Here is a 16,904-nt window from a genome sequence, read left to right on the forward strand (position 1 = left end):
CTCAGCATCGTCAGCCTGTTAGGGTCATCTGAACGATTGATCAGATGAGGAGTACCCATGGCGATCGACGTGGCGAGCATCGATAGTTGCGAGCTGAAAATGGTCGACCCGGACAAGGTCGACATGGTTCGGCGCCGTCTGCCCGATGCGGAGGACGTGACCGAGCTGGCGGACGTTTTCTCCCTTCTCGGCGATCCCGGCCGGCTTCGCCTCTTGATGTCGCTTCTCGAAGGCGGAGAAATGTGCGTTTGCGATCTCGCCGCGACAACGGCGATGAGCGAAAGCTCCGTCAGCCACGCTCTGCGCCTTCTCCGGGCGCACCGGGTGGTGTCGGTCGCGCGGCGTGGCCGGATGGCGTACTACCGCCTCGACGACGGTCACGTCCGAATGCTCCTCGACCTCGGCCTTACCCATGCGGGCCACACGGTCGCTATCCACCCCGAGGCGACGGGAGGTGACCTGTGACCGACACCCACCAGCAGAACAAAGCGCATAATCATGGCGCCGCTCCCGACGCCAACACCCGCCTTCTGAGCATCGCCCTGGCGTTGATCGTCGGGTTCCTTCTCGTCGAGGTCGTCGTCGCGATCATCTCCGGGTCCCTCGCTCTGTTGTCCGACGCCGGCCACATGCTCACCGACGCCGCAGCCCTTGCCGGTTCTCTCGTCGCGATCCGACTCGCCGCCCGCCCGAGTAGCTCCCGGTGGACCTTCGGGCTGAAACGCGCCGAGATCCTCTCCGCTGCGGTCAACGGGATCACCCTCGTGGTCATCAGTGCCATCGTCGCCGTCGAAGCCATCCGCCGGCTCATCGACCCGCCCAAGGTCGAAGGCGGACCAGTCCTCGTCGTCGCGCTCCTCGGGGTGGCGGTGAACCTCGTGGCCGTCTGGGTCTTGGCGAAAGCGAACCGTCAGAGCCTGAACGTGGAGGGGTCCTTCCAGCACATCCTCACGGACCTTTATGGCTTCATCGCCACCGTCGTTGCCGGGGTCGTCATCCTCTTCACTGGCTTCACCCGCGCCGACTCCATCGCCTCCCTCATCGTTGTCATCCTCATGCTCCACGCCGCCTGGGGACTGCTGAAGGACTCCGGGCGCATCCTCCTCGAAGGCACTCCCGAGGGAATCGACCTCGAATCAATCCGGGGTCACCTTCTTGAACCCGCCCACGTGCTGGCGATCCACGACCTGCACGCGTGGACTGTCACTTCGGACCTCCCCGCCCTGTCGGCGCACGTGACGCTGACCGATGAGTGCTTCCAAGACGGCCACGCCCCCAAGGTCCTTGACGAGCTGCAAGCCTGCCTCATCGGTCATTTCGATGTCGAACACAGCACCTTCCAACTCGAACCCGCCGGCCACACCGCCCACGAACCCGGAACGGACCACGCATGACCGGCACCACGGCGCTTCCAGTCCCGCCCCGCACCCGCGTCCTCCGCCGCCGCATCCGTCTGATCGTCGCAGCGACCATCACCTACAACGCCATCGAGGCCGTCGTCGCGATCACCGCCGGCACCATGGCGTCCTCCGCCGCGTTGGTCGGGTTCGGCCTGGACTCCATCGTCGAAGTGCTCTCCGCCGCAGCGATCGCCTGGCAATTCACCGCCAAGGACCCCGAAACCCGCGAGCGGACGGCCCTTCGGGTCATCGCGATCTCGTTCTTCGCCCTCGCCGTCTACGTCACCATCGATGCCGCGTTATCCCTGACCGGCGTCCGAGAGGCCGAGCACAGCCCTGTCGGCATCGTTCTCACCGTGATCAGTTTGCTGATCATGCCCGCGCTCAGCCTCGCCGAACGGCGCACCGGTCAAGAACTCGGATCGGCGTCCGCGATCGCTGACTCCAAACAGACCCTCATCTGCGCGTACTTGTCCGCAGCGGTCCTCATCGGGCTCCTGCTCAACACTCTTTTCGGGTGGACATGGGCTGACCCCATCGCAGCTCTTGTCGTTGTGGGCTTCGCGGTCAAAGAGGGTCTGGAGGCATGGAAAGGCGACAGTTGCACCGTCCCCGTGTCCGTCCTCACCGGAGAGCGTGAACCCGAAGGCGACGACTGAGCGCCCACACGACAGCGCCGCACTTGCGCCGGATGGCCGCGCCCGGGCTGCTACCGGGTTGCGTGGGAGAGGTCGTGGCGGTGTTGGTGGTGAGCGTCCGGGTAGTGCTCGTGCGTGTGGGTCACCGGCTCGTGGTGGTGCTCGTGTTTGTGCCACGTTCCGGCGGCGACCGGCTCAGGGTGGGAGTGCTGGTGGTGCTCGTCGTGGGTGTGCCAGTGGTCGTGGGTGAGGGGTTCGTGGGTGTGTTCGTGCTCGTGCCGCTCGGTGAGGTGCAACCACACCCCGACCGCCATCAAGGCCGCCGCGATGACAAACGGCACGGTCACCCGGTCACCGAAGGCGAAGGCGAGGACGCCGCCAAAAAAAGGCGCGATCGAGTAGTAGGCGCCGGCGCGTGCCGTGCCGACGTGCCGCATCCCGACGATGAACAGCGCAAGACTGACGCCGTAGGCGAAGAACCCGACGACGAGTGCTCCGCCGATCGTGGGCAGCGACGGCAGCGAGGCGCCGATGGCGAAGGCAAGGATCAGATTGACGGGCCCTGCGACGAGGCCCTTCGTCGCGGCAAGCCACGTCGCATCGGTGAGAGACACCTTGCGGGTGAGGTTGTTGTCGAGTCCCCAGCAAAGGCATGCCCCGAGGATCGCCAACGAGGGCAACGGTGAGCCGAGGTTCGCGCCAGACGGGACGCTCAACACAGCGGCGCCGGCGACGATGGCGAGCATGCCGAGGGCGATGCGCCGGTCGAAGTTCTCCCGGAACACGAACCATGCCAGGAGGGCAGTGAACACGCCTTCCGCGTTCAGCAGCAGGGACGCCCCCGAGGCCGGCATGTTCGCCAGCCCGAACAGCAGTAGCACGGGGCCTCCGATGCCGCCGGCAGCGATGGCGCCGGCCAGCGGCCACACATCGCGGCGTGCCAGATGCACGCGTGGGGCACGACGGATGACCCGGATGATCGTCAGGCCGATCCCGGAACCGCAGTAGAGGAGACCCGCGAGCAGCCAGGGGCTGACATCACCCAGCAGCAGCTTCGCCAACGGTGTCCCGGCGCCAAAGAGGACAGCGGACAACAGCGCGGCCTGAACGCCGCGGTTCGACAGGGAAGCTCTCACCTGACCGATTGTCCCATGGTGTCCCTCCGACACCCGTAGACGGTTACTGGTTGCGGTGAGGCGTCAGTCGGGGAACGAGCCGCACGAACACGATCATGCCGACCAGCTCCACAAGGGTCTGCGTGACCACAGCAAGCGGTGCCAGATCCAACGCGGCCGGAAGCGATAACGCCAGAGGCAGCACGACCAGGGAGTTCCTTGTCGACGCGCTGAAGATCAAAGCCCGCTGGGCGGGAACGTCGAGCTTCGTGACTCGGCCGGCGAGCAGCCCGACGGCCAGCATCACGAGGAGGAACACCACATACAGCGGAACCACGGTCAGCAGTTGGCCGATCCGGGAACCGACGGCGCTGATTTGAGAGCCGATCACCACGGCCAGAGTCGCCATCATCAACGGAACCATCAGGCCCTGTATGACGTTCTCGATGACGACGCCCGCCCGGTATTTTTTCGCCGCGGCCTGCACGAGAGCGGCAGCGATCAACGGCACGACGATGAGAAACAGGAACGCTTCCACGAACGGTCCCACATCGATCAACGACACCGCGGCGGACCCTGCAGACAGCAGCAGGAACAGGGGCAGGAGAACGATTTGGAGCAGCATCAGCAGCGGCGCCGCGGCGAGGAGGCGCTCTTTGGCGCCTCCTGCGATCCCCGTGAAGACGATCACGTAATCCACGCACGGCGCTAGGAGCACCAGAAGAACCCCGACAAGCAGGGCCCGGTCGCTGGCCACGAACCGTGACAGGCCCCACACCACCAGCGGCACGACGACGAAGTTCACGATGAGGACCGTGCCGAGAAAGCGGACATCTTTGAATGCCTTGCCGACCTGGGTCAGCGGCACGCCGAGGAATGTTGCGAACAGCAGCAGCCCGAGGACCGGGTTGATGGACACGGTCAGGCTCGGAGCCACCGATGGGGCGGCCGCCCCGATGACGGCGCCGAGGACGATCGCGACGATGTAGAGGGGAACCTGGCGCCGCTCCAGCCAACCCACGACAGCGCCCATCCTCACACCCTACGAGGAGCCGCCCACGACTCGGCGACGTGGAGGCGGCTCCCGGGCAGGCTTCTTATCGTTGCGGCCCTGTGATCTCGGCGTTGATTCGTGAGGCGATTGCGTCTCGGAGCGGGCGGACGGTGTCGACGTCCCAGTTCTCCGGGTTAGGGAACGACCACTCCAGCACCCGTCCTACGGGTGTGCCAGGAAGCGCCAGTCCGGGCTTCATGAGAACGACCAGATCGGCCTCAGCAAGGTCCGCGTGCGTGACGGCGCGCGGCGTTCGGCCGCTGATGTCCATCCCCAGCTCCGCGATGCTCGCGGCGACTGCCGGGTTGACCTTTTCGTCGGGTGCGATTCCGGCGGAGGTGACTATGTAGTCGTCTCCGGCGAGGTGTTCGAGGAGAGCAGCGCCGAGTTGGGAGCGGCCGGCGTTGTGCTGGCAGATGAACAGGACGGTGGGCTTGTCGCTCATGCGGTGACCGCCTGGCGGTGTTCGCGGGACCAGGCCTGGGTGGCGACCTGCACGGCGTCCCACGGTGAGCCAAGTGGCGGTGTGTAGGAGAGGTCGAGTTCGCTGACCTGCTCCACGGTCAAGCCGGCGTGCAGGGCGACGGCGTAGGTGTCGACGCGTTTGGCGGTCTCCGTGCCGAGGCGGCCGACGAGCTGCGCGCCGAGGAGGCGTCCGTCGCGGCTGTCTCCGGTGACGCGAATCGAGATCGGCTGCGCGCCCGGGTAGTACCGCTTGTGGTCGTCGGCGATCGCGGTCGTGCTGACGGGTGCGAACCCGGCAGCGACGGCTTCATGTTCGCGGAGCCCCGTGCGGGAGGCAACGAGGTCGAAGACCTTCACGACCTGCGTTCCGACGGACCCGGCGAACCGTGCGGTACCGCCAAGGGCGTTTTCGCCGGCGACGCGGCCCTGCTTGTGGGCGGTCGTGCCGAGGGGCAGGTAGGTGGTGCCGAGGAGGCGGTGGTGGGTGGTGACGCCGTCGCCGGCGGCGAAGACGTCGGGAAGGCCGGTGCGCATGGTGTCGTCGACGACGACCGCCCGGCCGGCGCCGAGAGATGCGCCGGCACGCTCGAGGAGGTCGGTATTCGGGCGGACCCCGACGACGACGAGGACGACGTCGGCCGTGTGAGTCACCGGTTCGCCGTCGTGTGTGGCACTGACGGTGAGGCTATCGCCGGTCTTGTCGACCCGGTTCACGGTGGTGTCGGTGACGACGGTGACGCCATGGTCGGTCAGTTCCGTGTGCACGAGGGCGCCGAGTTCCGGGTCGAGGGTGGAGAGCACTTCCGGGCCGCGCTGAATCTGGGTCGTCTTGATGCCGCGGACGGTGAACGCTTCCGCCATTTCCAAGCCCACATAACCGGCGCCGACGATGATCGCGGTCTCCGGGTTCCGGGTTTCGAGGAACCGGTCGAGGGCGAAGGTGTCGCCCATGGAATGGATGACGTGCACCCCGTCCTCCGGCCCCAACACGTCGAGGCCGTCGATGCCGGCTTGAGAGGGGAGCGCTCCGGTGCCGACCATGAGGGCGTCGTAGTCGATGGTGGATTCCGTGCCGTCGATGGCGCGGACGGCGAGTCGGTGACCTGCGACGTCGATCGACGTCGCGAACGTCTCCAGGCGGAGGTTCATGCCGGTGGCTTCGAGGTCGGCGTGGGTGCGGTGGGCGAGGGACTGCCAGGGCTGCACTTCGCGGGAGAAGAAGTACGGGATGCCGCAGATGGAGAAGTTCGGGTACGCGTCCGCGACAACGACCGTCACGTCAACGGACGGGTCGAGTTCGCGGGCGCGGAGGGCGGCGGAGATCCCGGCGTCCGATCCGCCGATGGCAACGAGGTGCATGGTGAGGGCCTTTCGGGCGGGTCAGGCGGACGCCTGGTCGAGGTGCGGAATGACGACGTCGTCGGCGGACCGGGCGACGTCGGGGTAAAGGACAAGCAGCAGGACGCAACCGACCGCGGCACCGAGCAGCTGCATTCCGATGAACGCGGGGGCTGAGGTGGGGGCGATGCCGGCGAAGGTGTCGGTGAAGATCCGGCCAAGGGTCACTGCGGGGTTCGCGAACGACGTGGAGCTGGTGAACCAGTACGCCGCCCCGATATACGCACCCACCGCCGGAGCAGCAAGCGCACCGCGACCGGTGCGGGCGAGGGCGAAGATCACCAGGATCAACCCCGCCGTCGCGACGACCTCCCCGAGGAGGTGACCGCTGGTGGCGCGGTGCGTGGTTGCGATGGTGGTGGGGGTGTCAAACATGGTGTTCGCCAGCACCGCGCCGAGGATCGCCCCGACGACCTGCGCGACAACGTAGGGAAGGACCATCGCTGAGCGGAGCCCGGTGCGGGTTCGGCGGCCAAGAGCCCAGTCGGCCAGGGTGACCACCGGGTTGAAGTGCGCCCCGGAGATCGGGCCGAGCATCAAGATCAGAACCGTCAGGCCGAGAGCGGTGGCGAGGCTGTTCTCCAGCAGTTGCAGCCCGACATCGCGCGGGCTGAGCTGCTGCGCCATGATCCCCGACCCGACAACGACCGTCACCAGCAGACCCGTCCCCAGCAGCTCCGCCAGCAGGCGGGGCAGGAGATCAGCGCGTGGGATCAGGGTGGAGGAGGGCACGTCCACATCTTGACGGCAACCAGGTACCTCAGTCAAGATTGAGGTAATGAACGCTGAGCGAACAGAGACAATCCAGGCTCGGGCCGCGAAGCATGCCGCCCTGGCCGATCCAGCACGCCTGCGAATCGTCGACCTGTTGACCCTTGGGGACGTCTCCCCGACCGACATGGGCCAGCAGCTCGGGATGCCGTCGAACCTCGTGGCGCATCACTTGAAGGTGCTGGAAGGCGTGGGCATACTGGTTCGGGTGCGGTCTGAGGGTGACCGGCGGCGCAGCTACCTCCACCTCGCCCCCGGCGCTCTCACCGGGCTCACCCCGACGACGTCGGTGGCCGCGCACCGGGTGGTGTTCGTCTGTACCGGGAACTCCGCCCGGTCCCAGCTCGCCGCAGCGCTCTGGGAAAACGCGAGCAGCATCCCTGCCGCATCGGGGGGAACGCACCCTGCTAAACGGGTCGAACCGGGCGCTATCCGGGCAGCGAAACGGCACCACCTGGAGCTGCATGAAGCCACCCCGCAGCTGCTCGCTGACGTTCTCGGGCCGGATGATTTCGTGGTCACGGTCTGCGACAACGCCCACGAAGAACTGACCGTCCCCTCCGGCCTGCACTGGTCGATCCCCGACCCCGTCCACACCGGGACGGACACGGCATTCGAGGCCGCTTTCACGGACCTCGAACACCGCATCCAGGAACTCGCCCCCCGCCTCACCAAGGCTTAGCCGGGACTTCGGTTTAGGCGTTGACGGGTGCGCGGCCGATCTGCAGAAGTGTCGGTGCGGGGGCGCAGCAGGCGCCGCCCTTGGCGCCGCTCGGGTCATCGAACAGCCCCGCCCCGCCACACACGCCGGTGTCCGGGAGGACGAGGTCGATGCGGGCTGCGGCCTCGTGGTCGCCGGCCAGTTCCGCGACGACGCTGCGGACCTGCTCATACCCGGTCATTGCCAGGAACGTCGGCGCACGCCCGTAGGACTTCGCACCGACGAGGTAGAAGTCCTTCTCCGGCTGCGCGAGATCAGCAGCTCCGGTGGCACGGACAGACCCGCAACTGTGCACGTTCGGGTCCACCTCCGCCGCGATCCGGACCGGCGCCTGCAACGTCGCGTCCAATTCGAGGCGCACCTCGGACAAGAACGACAGATCGGGGCGGAACCCCGTCAGGGCGACCACGAGGTCCGCCTCGGGCAGGGCGCGCCCGTCTTCGGAGATGAGGATGGCGCCGGTGTCGGTGGTGTCGATTCGTTCGACCCGGAACCCGGTGACGAGATCCACGATCCCCGCTTCGACGGACTTCTGGGCGCGGGCACCGAGTGCCCCACGCTCGGGCAACTCATCGGCGGTACCGCCGCCGAACGTGTTCCCCACGTTCCCTCGACGAAGCACCCACGTGACCCGGGTGTCCGGGTGCTGTTTCGCGACGCGGGTCAGCTCGTTGACCGCGGTCGCGGCGGAGTGCCCGCTCCCGACAACGACGGTGTGCTTCCCGGCGAACCGGGCAGCGTCGTGAAAGTCAGGGATGCGATATGAGAGGAAGCCGGCCGCTGCTTTCTCGCCAAGAGCACAGAGGCCGTCGGCGCCCAGCGGGTTCGGGGTCGACCAGGTGCCGGAAGCATCGATGACAGCACGCGCGTCAATGCGCTCCTCGGTCCCGTCGACGTCGACATGGACCGTGAACGGCTGCTCGCCGCGGCCCGCATCCACCAAGCGATCGCGACCCTTCCGGCCCACCCCGGTCACGGTCGTACCGTACCGCACCCGGTCGCCAAGGGCTTCGGCGAGAGGCGCGAGGTAGCGGCTGATCCACTGCGACCCGATCGGATACCCAGTCGCCGGGGCAACCCACCCCGTCCCGGCCAGGAGACGACCGGCCGCCGCATCCACCAGCTCCGGCCACGCAGAGAACAACCGGACGTGGCCCCAATCCGCGACTGCCGCCGCCGGACCGGTGCCCGCCTCGAGGACGAGCGGCTCGATCCCACGCTCGAGAAGGTGAGCGGCAACGGCGAGACCCTGCGGGCCGGCACCGATGACAACAACGGGAAGATTAGACAAGGGAAAAGCTCCTCGGATCGAGAACGGTCAATACATCGACTGTGCTCGATACATCGACAGATGTCAATGCGACTGGCAGACTGGACTCATGACCACGACCGCCACACTCCTCCTCCAGCCCGTCGACGCCTGTTGCGCACCAGCCGGCGAAGACGCGCTCGACGCGTCGCAAGCTGAGGACGTGGCGAAGGTCTTCAAGGCCCTGGGTGACCCGACCCGAGTCCGGCTCCTGTCCCTCATCGCAGCCAGCCCCACCGGGGAGGCCTGCATTTGCGACCTCACCGCCCCGGTCGGGCTGTCGCAGCCGACCGTGTCCCATCACATGAAGCAGCTCGTCGACGCTGGCCTTGCCACCCGCGAGCAGCGCGGCAAGTGGGCGTACTACCGCGCCGACTTCGCCGCCCTCACCGCCAGCAGTCGGGCGCTTAACCCGGCATGACCGATTTGACGATCCGCGTCATGAAGGCGGGCGATTGGCCGGCCGTCGAGCGGATTTATGCCGAGGGCATCGCGACGGGGAACGCGACCTTCCAGGACCAGACCCCGTCCTGGGAAGAGTTCGATAGCGGAAAGATCCGGGATCTCCGCCTCGTCGCCGTTGACGCGCAGGGCGACGTCGTCGGATGGACGGCCGCGTCGAAGGTGTCGTCTCGGCCCGTGTATCGAGGCGTCATCGAGCACTCCATCTATGTCGCCGAAAACGCCCGCGGTGCCGGGGTCGGCCACCTGCTTTTGGCCGACTTCATCGCGTTGTCGGAGGCAGCCGGGGTGTGGATGATTCAATCCGCGATCTTCCCCGAGAACCACGGAAGCCTTGCCCTCATGCCGCGCACGGATTCCGGGAGGTCGGCATCCGCGAACGCATCGGGCGGATGAGCTTCGGTCCGTGGGCAGGGCAATGGCGGGACAACGTCTTCCTCGAACGCCGCAGCACCGTTACCGGAACCAACTAGGGATCCGTCCCGGTCAGGCGGTTTCCTGCTGGCGGGTGTGGGCGAGCCGGTAGGACGCGGTACCGGTTTCGATGATGGTGCCGTTGAATGTCAGCCGGTCCACGATCGCCGCGCACAGCCTGGGGTCGGTGAAGGTCTTCGTCCAGCCGGAGAACGACTCGTTGGAGGCGATCGCGATGGAGTTGTTCTCCTCTCGCTCTGTGAGCACTTGGAAGAGGAGTTCGGCGCCCCTTCGGTCGAGTTCCATGTACCCGAGTTCGTCGATCATGAGCAGGTCGACCCGCCCGTAGCGGGCGATGGTGCGGGCCAGGTTCTTCTCATCGGCGGCTTCGACGAGTTCGTTCACGAGCCGGGTGGCGAGCGTGTACTTGACCCGGAACCCCTTCTCTGCCGCCGCTGTGCCCAGGCCGATGAGGAGGTGGCTTTTGCCGGTGCCGGAATCCCCAATGAGGCAGAGCGGTTGCCCGCGGCGGACCCACTCGCCGGTGGCGAGGGTGTTGATGGTGGCGGGGTTGATGTTCGGGTTCGCGTCGAAGTCGAAATCCCCCAGCCACTTGTCCCTCGGGAACCCGGCCGCTTTCACCCGCCTCACCGAGGACCGGCGGTCGCGATCGTCGCACTCCGCCAAGAGCAACTCCGCCAGGAACCCCTGGTAGGAGAGCTGCTCTTTATTCGCCGCGGCCATGGCCTCGTCAACCACAGCTCTGATCATGGCAGCCGCAGCCGACGGCATGCCTGATCAATAGCGGCGTTCGCGGCCTCTTCCGTCAAGCCCCTCCGTCTCCGCAGAGTGGTGGTAATGCTCGTCGTCGTGGTCATGATCCTGTTCCCTTCTTAACGGTGGCCGCATCCTCGGGTCGTTGCCGGTCCGGGAGTCGAAGTAACTGGTCATAGGCGGCAACCGACGGAAGGGGGCGGGTGTCAGCTGGCAGGCCAGCGATGACTGCGGCAGGGTCCGCCAGGCGGCGCTGAAGTCGTGGGCGTCCTGAAGAGACGTGACTTCGGTTCTTGACGTGACTGACGTTGAGGTCCCCCCGGAAATCGTTGTGGCCCAGGAGCATTCCGCACCGGACAGCAGCAATCGGCGCCGAACATCGTCGGGCCGCTTCACCGATTTTGTCGCTGACATACGACAATTCGAGACCAGCCGCCCCACTCTGGGGGCGGGATGCATGCCGCGAAGGCACTTTCCTAATCGCTCGCGATATCAATAGAGGCATCGGCACCAAGTAATAGTTGCTGACCTCAGAAGCTCGCGCGCCTTTCGCGCCCATTCTCGACCCACTGGTTTCAAGATCCGCTTTCGAGGTGCGGGAACGTGGCCTTGCAAAGGTCTCGGGCTATCCGGTTCGCCTCCGTGAGATAGAGCCCTCCGCCCGGCCAGTGCGCCTGGCTTCCGGCTGGCGTCACGCTCAGCGGTTGAACCCCGGCGATGGCCTCAACGTTGTATTGGCGAGGCTCCTCGTGGTCAGGGTCATCGAGGAAGATGAACCCCAATATGTGGAGGGCGTCGCCGGCAAAGCTGACGATGTGTACCCGCGGCTTGAACGGCGGCGATTCGGCGTCGCCGTTCATGCGACGCGCTCGATTCTGATGACCGGTGACGTCCACCGTGTGGTCGGCGTGCCATCCCCTCGAATGTCGAGGATGAAAATCATGTCGCTGCCGATGGCGATCTGGTCGATGCCAAGCAGGGGCCTTTCTTCGCCGTCTTTGCGCAGGTTTTTCGCTTCATCGTCGTCGTTCGGGTCTGGAGTTCGGCGGACGGTCATCTCGCCGAAGTCGATGACGTATGCCGACCCGTTCAAGGTCGTTGCGCACCAGACGCCCTCACGGCTGGTGACGGCGAGCTCCGCAATGTTCTCTGGGCCGCCGGTCATGAGATCGACCGGTGTTTCCCGCTGTCCTCGTTCTTGTCGGGTAACCAGTGCCCCAAACCGAGGTGCTGGCCGGTCCCTTCGTGTGTACGGGCCTTTATTCCGAGTTCGGCCTGGCTGGTGTCTCCGACGGTGCATTCCCCGCGCACTATCCGCCAGCGATCCACGTCTACGCCGCCATCTTTGCGGACGTTTTTCTCGTCGTCTTTGTCGTCCGGGTTGGGGTTGCGGGTGGCGGGCATCTTCTCGAAGTCGACGATGTAGGCGGACCCAGTGAGGGAAGTCACGGGGTCGACGCCTTCGCGTTCGGTGCTGGCGACCTCGCCTCGGTCTGAATTATCGGTCATCGCAAGCGCCAGTTCGGTTCAATATCGTCGGCGCCGTCGGGCGATGGGTCGTCGGTGTTGAGGAACAGGTCGGGCCCTGAACGTTTGAGCGCTTCGGTTTCGAGTTCGATGGCGTCGGCGTCACCACGGATGTATCGCCACCGCACCCGCTGCCAGCCCTCATCGCCCGTGGGGTCGGGGATGTGGAACGTGTCCTCGAACCGGCTGACGTGCCGGTCGCGGTCTGCGGTTTCACGGGTGGTGACGGTGAGGAGGGCGTGCATGATGCGTTCGGCTTCTCGTTTGTAGTCGTCGAAATCGTCGCGGATGGTGTCGCCGAGGGGAGGCCGGACGACGAATCCGCGAGGCCTGTCAATGGGGCGGATGACGATGGGGACGATGGTGTTGGTCTCGTCGTCGTGGAGCAGCATCGTGCCGCTAATGGGTGGCCGGTCCAGGTGAACGTTCACGTCGGCAGCGCGAATTGTCATTCGGTTCCCTCCGCTTCGCTTTCCGTTCCTCCGGTCCGAGCCTTCTGTCGGCCGCTGGCCGTCCGGGCAAGTCCCTGACTCTCACGAACTGGAGCACTTCGTGCAGATGGGTTACTTCGGGGCGCTCGGAGGATCCGCGGGCACTGACGAGAAGCACGTTTCTGCTGCGGTTGGCCTCGCAATCGAACGTGTCCCCGCCCCGGCGTGGGGGTGTCGAGGATGCGCAGCCACAGGGTGTCACCGGTGGTCTCGTCGTCGTGAAGGGTGACGGTTACGACCGTGGTGTCGGGTCGGGTGCGGACGTTGATGGAGTGACGGCGGATGGTCATGTCAGTCGTTCGCTGGGTCCGATGCCGATGGCTTCCAGCATCACGAGTTGCACGTCCGGGGTTGCCGCTTCTGCCCCGACCATTGTGAGGAGGTCGAGGTAGCGTTCCACGCGGCGCAGGACTGTCTCCTCGATGCGCCGCATGTCGCCGTCCAACGCTTTCTCGAGCGATTCACCCGTTCCTGGTTCTCCCGTTAGAGCGGTGAGGCGGTTCCAGTCGGGTGACCATTGGATCCAGACGGCGACGAACCGGGTGTCGGCGTCACGTCGGAAGATGAACCGGCCACTCACACGGGTCAACCGGGGCGCATCCAGTTCAGCCGCAAGAAACGTCCACCCAGCGGGTAACGCGTCGGGGCTCCACCGCGGGATAACGAAGTTCTCATCGAGAGTGGGAACGGGCAGCAGCATCTGATACGGGCGAAGAATCGGTGCTGGCCGGCCCGGCGGCCGGTCCAGCCACCCCGGCGTGCTGCCGTCGTCGTAAAGCGCGAAATCCACCTGCTCCTTCTGGTGGTCAGTCATCGCTTTCACCATCCCCGTCGGCGCCGTCGGCTTCTCCGGCGGCGGTCCAGTTCTCCGGGTCCGGGAGGCGTGTCAGCCCGAGGCCTGCGGATTGAAGGATGACGTCCTGAGCGGCCGGGTCCGCGACGACGGAGCCGATGAAGGAGTTCAGTTCCACGAGGCGTTGCGCCCGGCGGAGGGTGGACATTTCGAGGGCGTCGGTGTCGATGCCGTCCGTATCTTCCAGTGCGAGAGCGGCCCCGCCTTTGAGTTCGGTGGAGTCGAGGCATTGGGCTTCGAGCCCGAACTGCTCGGGGTTCCATCGCACTCCGACTCGCACCCGTCGACCGTCCGACTTGCGGGTGTAGAAGACTTGCCCCCAGAGCAGGCTCTGGTGGTGCACGTCGATCTCGGCGGCCGTCAGTGTCCACCCGGGGACGTCGCCGGTGGTGTCCCACCTCGGAACGACGAGGCCGCCCGGGTGGACCGGTATGGGGAGCAGGAGCTGGTCGTTGCGGATCGCTTTGTAGACCTTGCGACGCTCGTCGCTTCCGGCAGGACCAGCGGCCACGGCCCCCGCGGGTAGTCCGGGCGCGGCTTCGGAGGCGGTGTTCTTAGTCAAAGGTTTCCTTTCGTGGCGGACGTGCGTGCACGGAACATTTCGGAACCCAGCCGTGGTCACTGGCGGGTAGGAGGATCATGCTGAAAACGGTCGAGGACCGCATTTGGTACGGGAGGGCCGACGGGCTCGACCCGTGCAAATGGAAAACCCTCGACGGTCAGGATCAGGTGGCCACTGATTTGAGTCACGACCATCCAGGACACCGGGTTCGCGCCGAAGTCGCGAGCATCGACGTAGCGAACATTGGGCTGTACCGCATCTGCGTCCATTAGTGAAGGGCCTTCCGGTCGTTCCAGGGCACAAAGATGGAGGACTTGGTGCGGAAAACGGCAGCTAATGACCCGTCCTCGGGTCAGATTCGCCGGGCTCCGAAGCGGGCCGCTTGTGAGCCTAAAGGCCTGGACTATGTTTATAGTAATGAACATGGCAATCCGGCGCTCTGCGCGACTCACCGTCACAGGACGAGACGGATTAGTCACGGAACTCGGCTGGCTTCGAGGCCTGCGCCTCTACCCGGGGATGGAGGTTGACGCCGTCGACCTCGGCTCACGACTCGACGTTGTCGTGACGCGGTCGGGTGAGGAGGTCACCGTGTTCGGAGATCTCTCTACGGGCGAAAGGGTCGTTCGATTCAACGGCCTGCCGGAGTCGCCCCTCGTGCAGTTTGCACTGGACATGGTGGAGCATCGCAAAGATTTTGGGTCGGTGGGTTCGTCGACGGCCATAGGCACGTTCCGGTCACTTCGCGAACTCGCGGAACATACGGGAGCGCGGTACCTAGCCGCCGGCGAAACGCTCGAAGGCTTAACGCCGAACGGTTGATATCTATGCAGCTAAGAACGTTTCCCGCCCGGCGGCTTCACGCTCGGCCATAGATCAGTTCCCAAGGCTTTTTCAAGACGCGCGATGGTTGCTAAGTCGGGCCAGGTCCGTCCGCTCAGGACGTTGTAGAGGGTGGTTCGCCCAATCCCAGCTCGCGCGGCAACTCGCCGCGGACCTTCATCCCCTAGAGCCTTTTCTAATCTCAAAACGAATTGACGAGCGACCTCGCCGTATGGGTCCTCTGATGGCATGTCCGGCCATGGCTCGGGAGCAAGATCTACGGGCAACGCTCGCGCCGGTCTGCTCATAGATCGAGATTAGGCGATGCTCGCCACGTTGGAGCCCCGGCAAGGGGCTGTCGACGGGTAATGCACTCCACAGGTGAGTGAACTGATGACGCATAGGGCTTGGTTCTTGGCAAGATGGCTCGAGCCACGCTTCTGGGGAGACAAACGGATGGTAGTCACAGGGAAACTACTGGCAGCCCTGGCCGCTCACACAGTTCTGCGCCCAGGGCGTCTGACGTGCAACGTGACGAGCGCTCTGCAGTTTTTTCAAACCGTGCTTCGTGGTGTCATTCCGATCAGTTTCAGATGACTCGAAGCAATGGCGGGCCCCCCTAGTCGCGGGGATTGACGCACCGGCACCTCGGGAATTCCGTCACGCAGGTCGCCGGCGAGGACCTCCTGAACGGCGGCCAGCATTCTAAAGATGGCCGGGATGAGCCGGTCGGAAAGGACTGCGGGGTCCGCTGCATAACTGCCGTCACTGCTGCGGAATATGCCCCATGCGCGAAGGGGGGCGACCATCTCAGCCTGCCGCACGATCGTTTCGCCATCGGCGAGTGGAAGGAGAAACCACGTTGCCACGACACGGCCGCTCGTCCTGACATCGACTGCGCTCAGACCTTCAGCATGAACTGTGTTGCGCAGGAGCCGCAGCACGTCAATAGAAGCGGGGTGCGAGGCAGGTTCAAAGACGGCTGACCAAATAGTCGGTGTTGATTGTCTCAAATCCTTCTGCCATTGCTTCTTCTGCCAGCCGCTTGTGTGTAGTTGCCCCGGCAGTCCGTAGAGGACGTGGATCAAGCGTGACGTCGCGTCGACAGCTCCCATTAGTGCCGCCAGCATTGCCTCGAGTGCAGACGACATGTCTTCGGCGACGTCGGCATTGGGAACTTGGCTTGCCAGTCGCCATACCTCATCCCTCCGTTGGAGGCTGCGTCCCATGCGGCGAAGCGACGCGGCCGCCAGATCTCGAATCGCCGACTCGTTTCGTTCGACTGATACGGCGCGGACGAGATCCGTCACTTCCTCGGAGTGAGGAAGAAAAAGTGCGCTGCTGTGTTCAAAGAATGCGGTCCTGGACGCTTTGATTGTGATTCCTTTGGCGAGAGCCTCAAGATAGTTCCCGCGGCTCCGAAGGAAAAGTCCGATCAACGCGATGGCGTCGGCAACCGTACTCACGGTTAGTCCACGTGCGAACTGCGAGTCGAGGCCGGCGACGCCCCGTCGTTCCGAGATGAGGATGTCGGCTCCTACCGCATCGGCTGCGGCGACGAGCACGGCGTCAGGTGTGCTTTCAAACGAGGTTTCGTGCCCGCGCCTCTGGGCGAGTTGCACAGCAATGGCCGGGACTGTGTCGCCGGCCAGGGCTCCTTCGTTGAGGTTCGTTCCGTCGCTCCAGACGACACCATGCGTCCGAAGGACGTCACCCGGCTCGTCGGGAGTGACTTGAATCCAGCCGATGGCCGCAGATCCGAAGAATTCCTTGTCTTGTCGTGGGGCGCCGCTGGGCGGCCCCCCATCGGCGTAGCGAAGCGTGCTGACGCCGTCCTGCTCAAGTAGTCCAGTCAATAGGGCAAGATCTCCCGAGGCCGTTGAGTTCAACGCGACTGTTTCAGTATCCACAACGATGATCAAGTCACGGCTCACCCCCTCCCCAAAAAGGCTCCGAGTCGCTGGGTTGCGGTTGGAGGTCGAGCGAAAACGAATCATGTCGACGATTGTCCGCCAGTAGAAGGTCAGCCACCCAGCCTGCAGAGCGATGATTCCCATTGGAACGTGAGAGCGGATCCATGTGACGCGCTCCGTCATGTTCAACTCGCGAAACCTCTGTACCGCAGCAG

The 16,904-nt window shown here is 65.2% G+C and carries 21 protein-coding genes and 2 pseudogenes; 8 read left to right on the forward strand and 15 right to left on the reverse strand.

The window, feature by feature from the left end:
- Nucleotides 1–57: 57 nt before the first annotated feature.
- The 3 genes from ABEA39_RS02700 to ABEA39_RS02710 are packed head-to-tail and all read left to right on the forward strand — an operon-like array spanning nucleotide 58 to nucleotide 2,059.
- Nucleotides 58–465 (forward strand): ArsR/SmtB family transcription factor, encoded by a 408-nt coding sequence (locus tag ABEA39_RS02700; protein ID WP_345372938.1) that lies wholly within the window; start codon nucleotides 58–60, stop codon nucleotides 463–465.
- Nucleotides 462–1,394: a cation diffusion facilitator family transporter gene (locus ABEA39_RS02705; protein WP_345372939.1), complete on the forward strand. Its 933-nt coding sequence runs from the start codon at nucleotides 462–464 to the stop codon at nucleotides 1,392–1,394. Before ABEA39_RS02700 ends, ABEA39_RS02705 begins: the two co-directional genes overlap by 4 nt.
- Nucleotides 1,391–2,059, forward strand: coding sequence for a cation diffusion facilitator family transporter (locus ABEA39_RS02710; RefSeq protein ID WP_345372941.1), 669 nt, complete (start codon nucleotides 1,391–1,393; stop codon nucleotides 2,057–2,059). Before ABEA39_RS02705 ends, ABEA39_RS02710 begins: the two co-directional genes overlap by 4 nt.
- A gap of 50 nt (nucleotides 2,060–2,109) precedes the next feature.
- Here ABEA39_RS02710 and ABEA39_RS02715 read toward each other — a convergent pair whose 3' ends face one another.
- The 5 genes from ABEA39_RS02715 to ABEA39_RS02735 form a co-directional block, all read right to left on the reverse strand.
- Nucleotides 2,110–3,174 (reverse strand): DMT family transporter, encoded by a 1,065-nt coding sequence (locus ABEA39_RS02715; protein ID WP_345372944.1) that lies wholly within the window; start codon nucleotides 3,172–3,174, stop codon nucleotides 2,110–2,112.
- Between the two features lie 43 nt (nucleotides 3,175–3,217).
- Complete coding sequence (locus ABEA39_RS02720) at nucleotides 3,218–4,186, reverse strand: arsenic resistance protein (RefSeq protein WP_345372946.1); 969 nt, start codon at nucleotides 4,184–4,186, stop codon at nucleotides 3,218–3,220.
- Between the two features lie 64 nt (nucleotides 4,187–4,250).
- Nucleotides 4,251–4,652, reverse strand: a complete 402-nt coding sequence (locus tag ABEA39_RS02725) for an arsenate-mycothiol transferase ArsC (RefSeq protein ID WP_345372948.1) — start codon at nucleotides 4,650–4,652, stop codon at nucleotides 4,251–4,253.
- The gene (locus tag ABEA39_RS02730) at nucleotides 4,649–6,031 is read right to left on the reverse strand and encodes an FAD-dependent oxidoreductase (protein ID WP_345372951.1); all 1,383 of its coding nucleotides are present in this window, start codon (nucleotides 6,029–6,031) and stop codon (nucleotides 4,649–4,651) included. Before ABEA39_RS02730 ends, ABEA39_RS02725 begins: the two co-directional genes overlap by 4 nt.
- A 21-nt stretch (nucleotides 6,032–6,052) precedes the next feature.
- On the reverse strand, nucleotides 6,053–6,808 hold the full coding sequence (locus ABEA39_RS02735) for an aquaporin (protein ID WP_425556895.1): 756 nt from the start codon (nucleotides 6,806–6,808) through the stop codon (nucleotides 6,053–6,055).
- A gap of 40 nt (nucleotides 6,809–6,848) precedes the next feature.
- On the opposite strand from ABEA39_RS02735, the gene ABEA39_RS02740 reads away from it, so the two are divergent.
- A complete protein-coding gene (locus ABEA39_RS02740) occupies nucleotides 6,849–7,523 on the forward strand; it encodes an arsenate reductase/protein-tyrosine-phosphatase family protein (protein ID WP_345372955.1) in 675 nt (224 codons plus the stop codon).
- 13 nt (nucleotides 7,524–7,536) lie between these two features.
- Here the strand turns inward: ABEA39_RS02740 and ABEA39_RS02745 are convergent, their stop codons facing one another.
- Complete coding sequence (locus ABEA39_RS02745; RefSeq protein ID WP_345372957.1) at nucleotides 7,537–8,853, reverse strand: NAD(P)-binding domain-containing protein; 1,317 nt, start codon at nucleotides 8,851–8,853, stop codon at nucleotides 7,537–7,539.
- An 88-nt stretch (nucleotides 8,854–8,941) separates the two neighbouring features.
- On the opposite strand from ABEA39_RS02745, the gene ABEA39_RS02750 reads away from it, so the two are divergent.
- Together ABEA39_RS02750 and ABEA39_RS02755 are read left to right on the forward strand one after the other, a co-directional pair.
- Entirely contained in the window at nucleotides 8,942–9,292 is a 351-nt protein-coding gene (locus ABEA39_RS02750) for an ArsR/SmtB family transcription factor (protein ID WP_345372959.1), read from the forward strand.
- Nucleotides 9,289–9,806, forward strand: a pseudogene (locus ABEA39_RS02755) (GNAT family N-acetyltransferase). Before ABEA39_RS02750 ends, ABEA39_RS02755 begins: the two are co-directional and overlap by 4 nt.
- 13 nt (nucleotides 9,807–9,819) lie before the next feature.
- On the opposite strand, the pseudogene istB reads toward ABEA39_RS02755, so the two are convergent.
- The 7 genes and pseudogenes from istB to ABEA39_RS02790 form a co-directional block, all read right to left on the reverse strand.
- Nucleotides 9,820–10,625, reverse strand: a pseudogene (gene istB / locus ABEA39_RS02760) (IS21-like element helper ATPase IstB).
- Nucleotides 10,626–11,096: 471 nt separating this feature from the next.
- Nucleotides 11,097–11,381 carry a hypothetical protein gene (locus ABEA39_RS02765; RefSeq protein ID WP_345372961.1) on the reverse strand — a complete coding sequence of 95 codons (285 nt, stop codon included), beginning with the start codon at nucleotides 11,379–11,381 and terminating at the stop codon, nucleotides 11,097–11,099.
- Nucleotides 11,378–11,686: a hypothetical protein gene (locus ABEA39_RS02770; RefSeq protein WP_345372963.1), complete on the reverse strand. Its 309-nt coding sequence runs from the start codon at nucleotides 11,684–11,686 to the stop codon at nucleotides 11,378–11,380. Before ABEA39_RS02770 ends, ABEA39_RS02765 begins: the two co-directional genes overlap by 4 nt.
- Nucleotides 11,683–11,970: a hypothetical protein gene (locus ABEA39_RS02775; protein WP_345372965.1), complete on the reverse strand. Its 288-nt coding sequence runs from the start codon at nucleotides 11,968–11,970 to the stop codon at nucleotides 11,683–11,685. Before ABEA39_RS02775 ends, ABEA39_RS02770 begins: the two co-directional genes overlap by 4 nt.
- Before the next feature lie 56 nt (nucleotides 11,971–12,026).
- Nucleotides 12,027–12,500 carry a hypothetical protein gene (locus tag ABEA39_RS02780; protein WP_345372967.1) on the reverse strand — a complete coding sequence of 158 codons (474 nt, stop codon included), beginning with the start codon at nucleotides 12,498–12,500 and terminating at the stop codon, nucleotides 12,027–12,029.
- Nucleotides 12,501–12,825: 325 nt separating this feature from the next.
- The gene (locus ABEA39_RS02785; protein WP_345372969.1) at nucleotides 12,826–13,353 is read right to left on the reverse strand and encodes a hypothetical protein; all 528 of its coding nucleotides are present in this window, start codon (nucleotides 13,351–13,353) and stop codon (nucleotides 12,826–12,828) included.
- Complete coding sequence (locus ABEA39_RS02790) at nucleotides 13,346–13,954, reverse strand: hypothetical protein (protein WP_345372972.1); 609 nt, start codon at nucleotides 13,952–13,954, stop codon at nucleotides 13,346–13,348. The genes ABEA39_RS02785 and ABEA39_RS02790 overlap by 8 nt, the downstream gene beginning before the upstream one ends.
- A gap of 77 nt (nucleotides 13,955–14,031) precedes the next feature.
- On the opposite strand from ABEA39_RS02790, the gene ABEA39_RS02795 reads away from it, so the two are divergent.
- A complete protein-coding gene (locus ABEA39_RS02795; protein ID WP_345372975.1) occupies nucleotides 14,032–14,226 on the forward strand; it encodes a hypothetical protein in 195 nt (64 codons plus the stop codon).
- A gap of 151 nt (nucleotides 14,227–14,377) precedes the next feature.
- The gene (locus tag ABEA39_RS02800) at nucleotides 14,378–14,776 is read left to right on the forward strand and encodes a hypothetical protein (RefSeq protein ID WP_345372977.1); all 399 of its coding nucleotides are present in this window, start codon (nucleotides 14,378–14,380) and stop codon (nucleotides 14,774–14,776) included.
- Nucleotides 14,777–14,787: 11 nt separating this feature from the next.
- Here the strand turns inward: ABEA39_RS02800 and ABEA39_RS18800 are convergent, their stop codons facing one another.
- The gene (locus ABEA39_RS18800; RefSeq protein WP_425556896.1) at nucleotides 14,788–15,084 is read right to left on the reverse strand and encodes a helix-turn-helix domain-containing protein; all 297 of its coding nucleotides are present in this window, start codon (nucleotides 15,082–15,084) and stop codon (nucleotides 14,788–14,790) included.
- 246 nt (nucleotides 15,085–15,330) lie between these two features.
- On the reverse strand, nucleotides 15,331–16,878 hold the full coding sequence (locus ABEA39_RS02805) for a hypothetical protein (RefSeq protein ID WP_345372981.1): 1,548 nt from the start codon (nucleotides 16,876–16,878) through the stop codon (nucleotides 15,331–15,333).
- Between the last annotated feature and the right edge of the window lie 26 nt (nucleotides 16,879–16,904).

This window comes from Frondihabitans cladoniiphilus (assembly GCF_039544345.1).
GTDB classification, from domain to species: domain Bacteria; phylum Actinomycetota; class Actinomycetes; order Actinomycetales; family Microbacteriaceae; genus Frondihabitans; species Frondihabitans cladoniiphilus.

Coding starts and splice junctions, on each gene's coding strand:
- ABEA39_RS02770 (WP_345372963.1), bottom strand. CDS start 11,686: ATGACCGGCGGCCCAGAGAACATTGCGGAGCTCGCCGTCACCAGCCGT.
- ABEA39_RS02725 (WP_345372948.1), bottom strand. CDS start 4,652: ATGAGCGACAAGCCCACCGTCCTGTTCATCTGCCAGCACAACGCCGGC.
- ABEA39_RS02785 (WP_345372969.1), bottom strand. CDS start 13,353: ATGACTGACCACCAGAAGGAGCAGGTGGATTTCGCGCTTTACGACGAC.
- ABEA39_RS02750 (WP_345372959.1), top strand. CDS start 8,942: ATGACCACGACCGCCACACTCCTCCTCCAGCCCGTCGACGCCTGTTGC.
- ABEA39_RS02710 (WP_345372941.1), top strand. CDS start 1,391: ATGACCGGCACCACGGCGCTTCCAGTCCCGCCCCGCACCCGCGTCCTC.
- ABEA39_RS02795 (WP_345372975.1), top strand. CDS start 14,032: ATGCTGAAAACGGTCGAGGACCGCATTTGGTACGGGAGGGCCGACGGG.
- ABEA39_RS18800 (WP_425556896.1), bottom strand. CDS start 15,084: ATGAGCAGACCGGCGCGAGCGTTGCCCGTAGATCTTGCTCCCGAGCCA.
- ABEA39_RS02765 (WP_345372961.1), bottom strand. CDS start 11,381: ATGAACGGCGACGCCGAATCGCCGCCGTTCAAGCCGCGGGTACACATC.
- ABEA39_RS02700 (WP_345372938.1), top strand. CDS start 58: ATGGCGATCGACGTGGCGAGCATCGATAGTTGCGAGCTGAAAATGGTC.
- ABEA39_RS02740 (WP_345372955.1), top strand. CDS start 6,849: ATGAACGCTGAGCGAACAGAGACAATCCAGGCTCGGGCCGCGAAGCAT.
- ABEA39_RS02800 (WP_345372977.1), top strand. CDS start 14,378: ATGGCAATCCGGCGCTCTGCGCGACTCACCGTCACAGGACGAGACGGA.
- ABEA39_RS02730 (WP_345372951.1), bottom strand. CDS start 6,031: ATGCACCTCGTTGCCATCGGCGGATCGGACGCCGGGATCTCCGCCGCC.
- ABEA39_RS02780 (WP_345372967.1), bottom strand. CDS start 12,500: ATGACAATTCGCGCTGCCGACGTGAACGTTCACCTGGACCGGCCACCC.
- ABEA39_RS02720 (WP_345372946.1), bottom strand. CDS start 4,186: ATGGGCGCTGTCGTGGGTTGGCTGGAGCGGCGCCAGGTTCCCCTCTAC.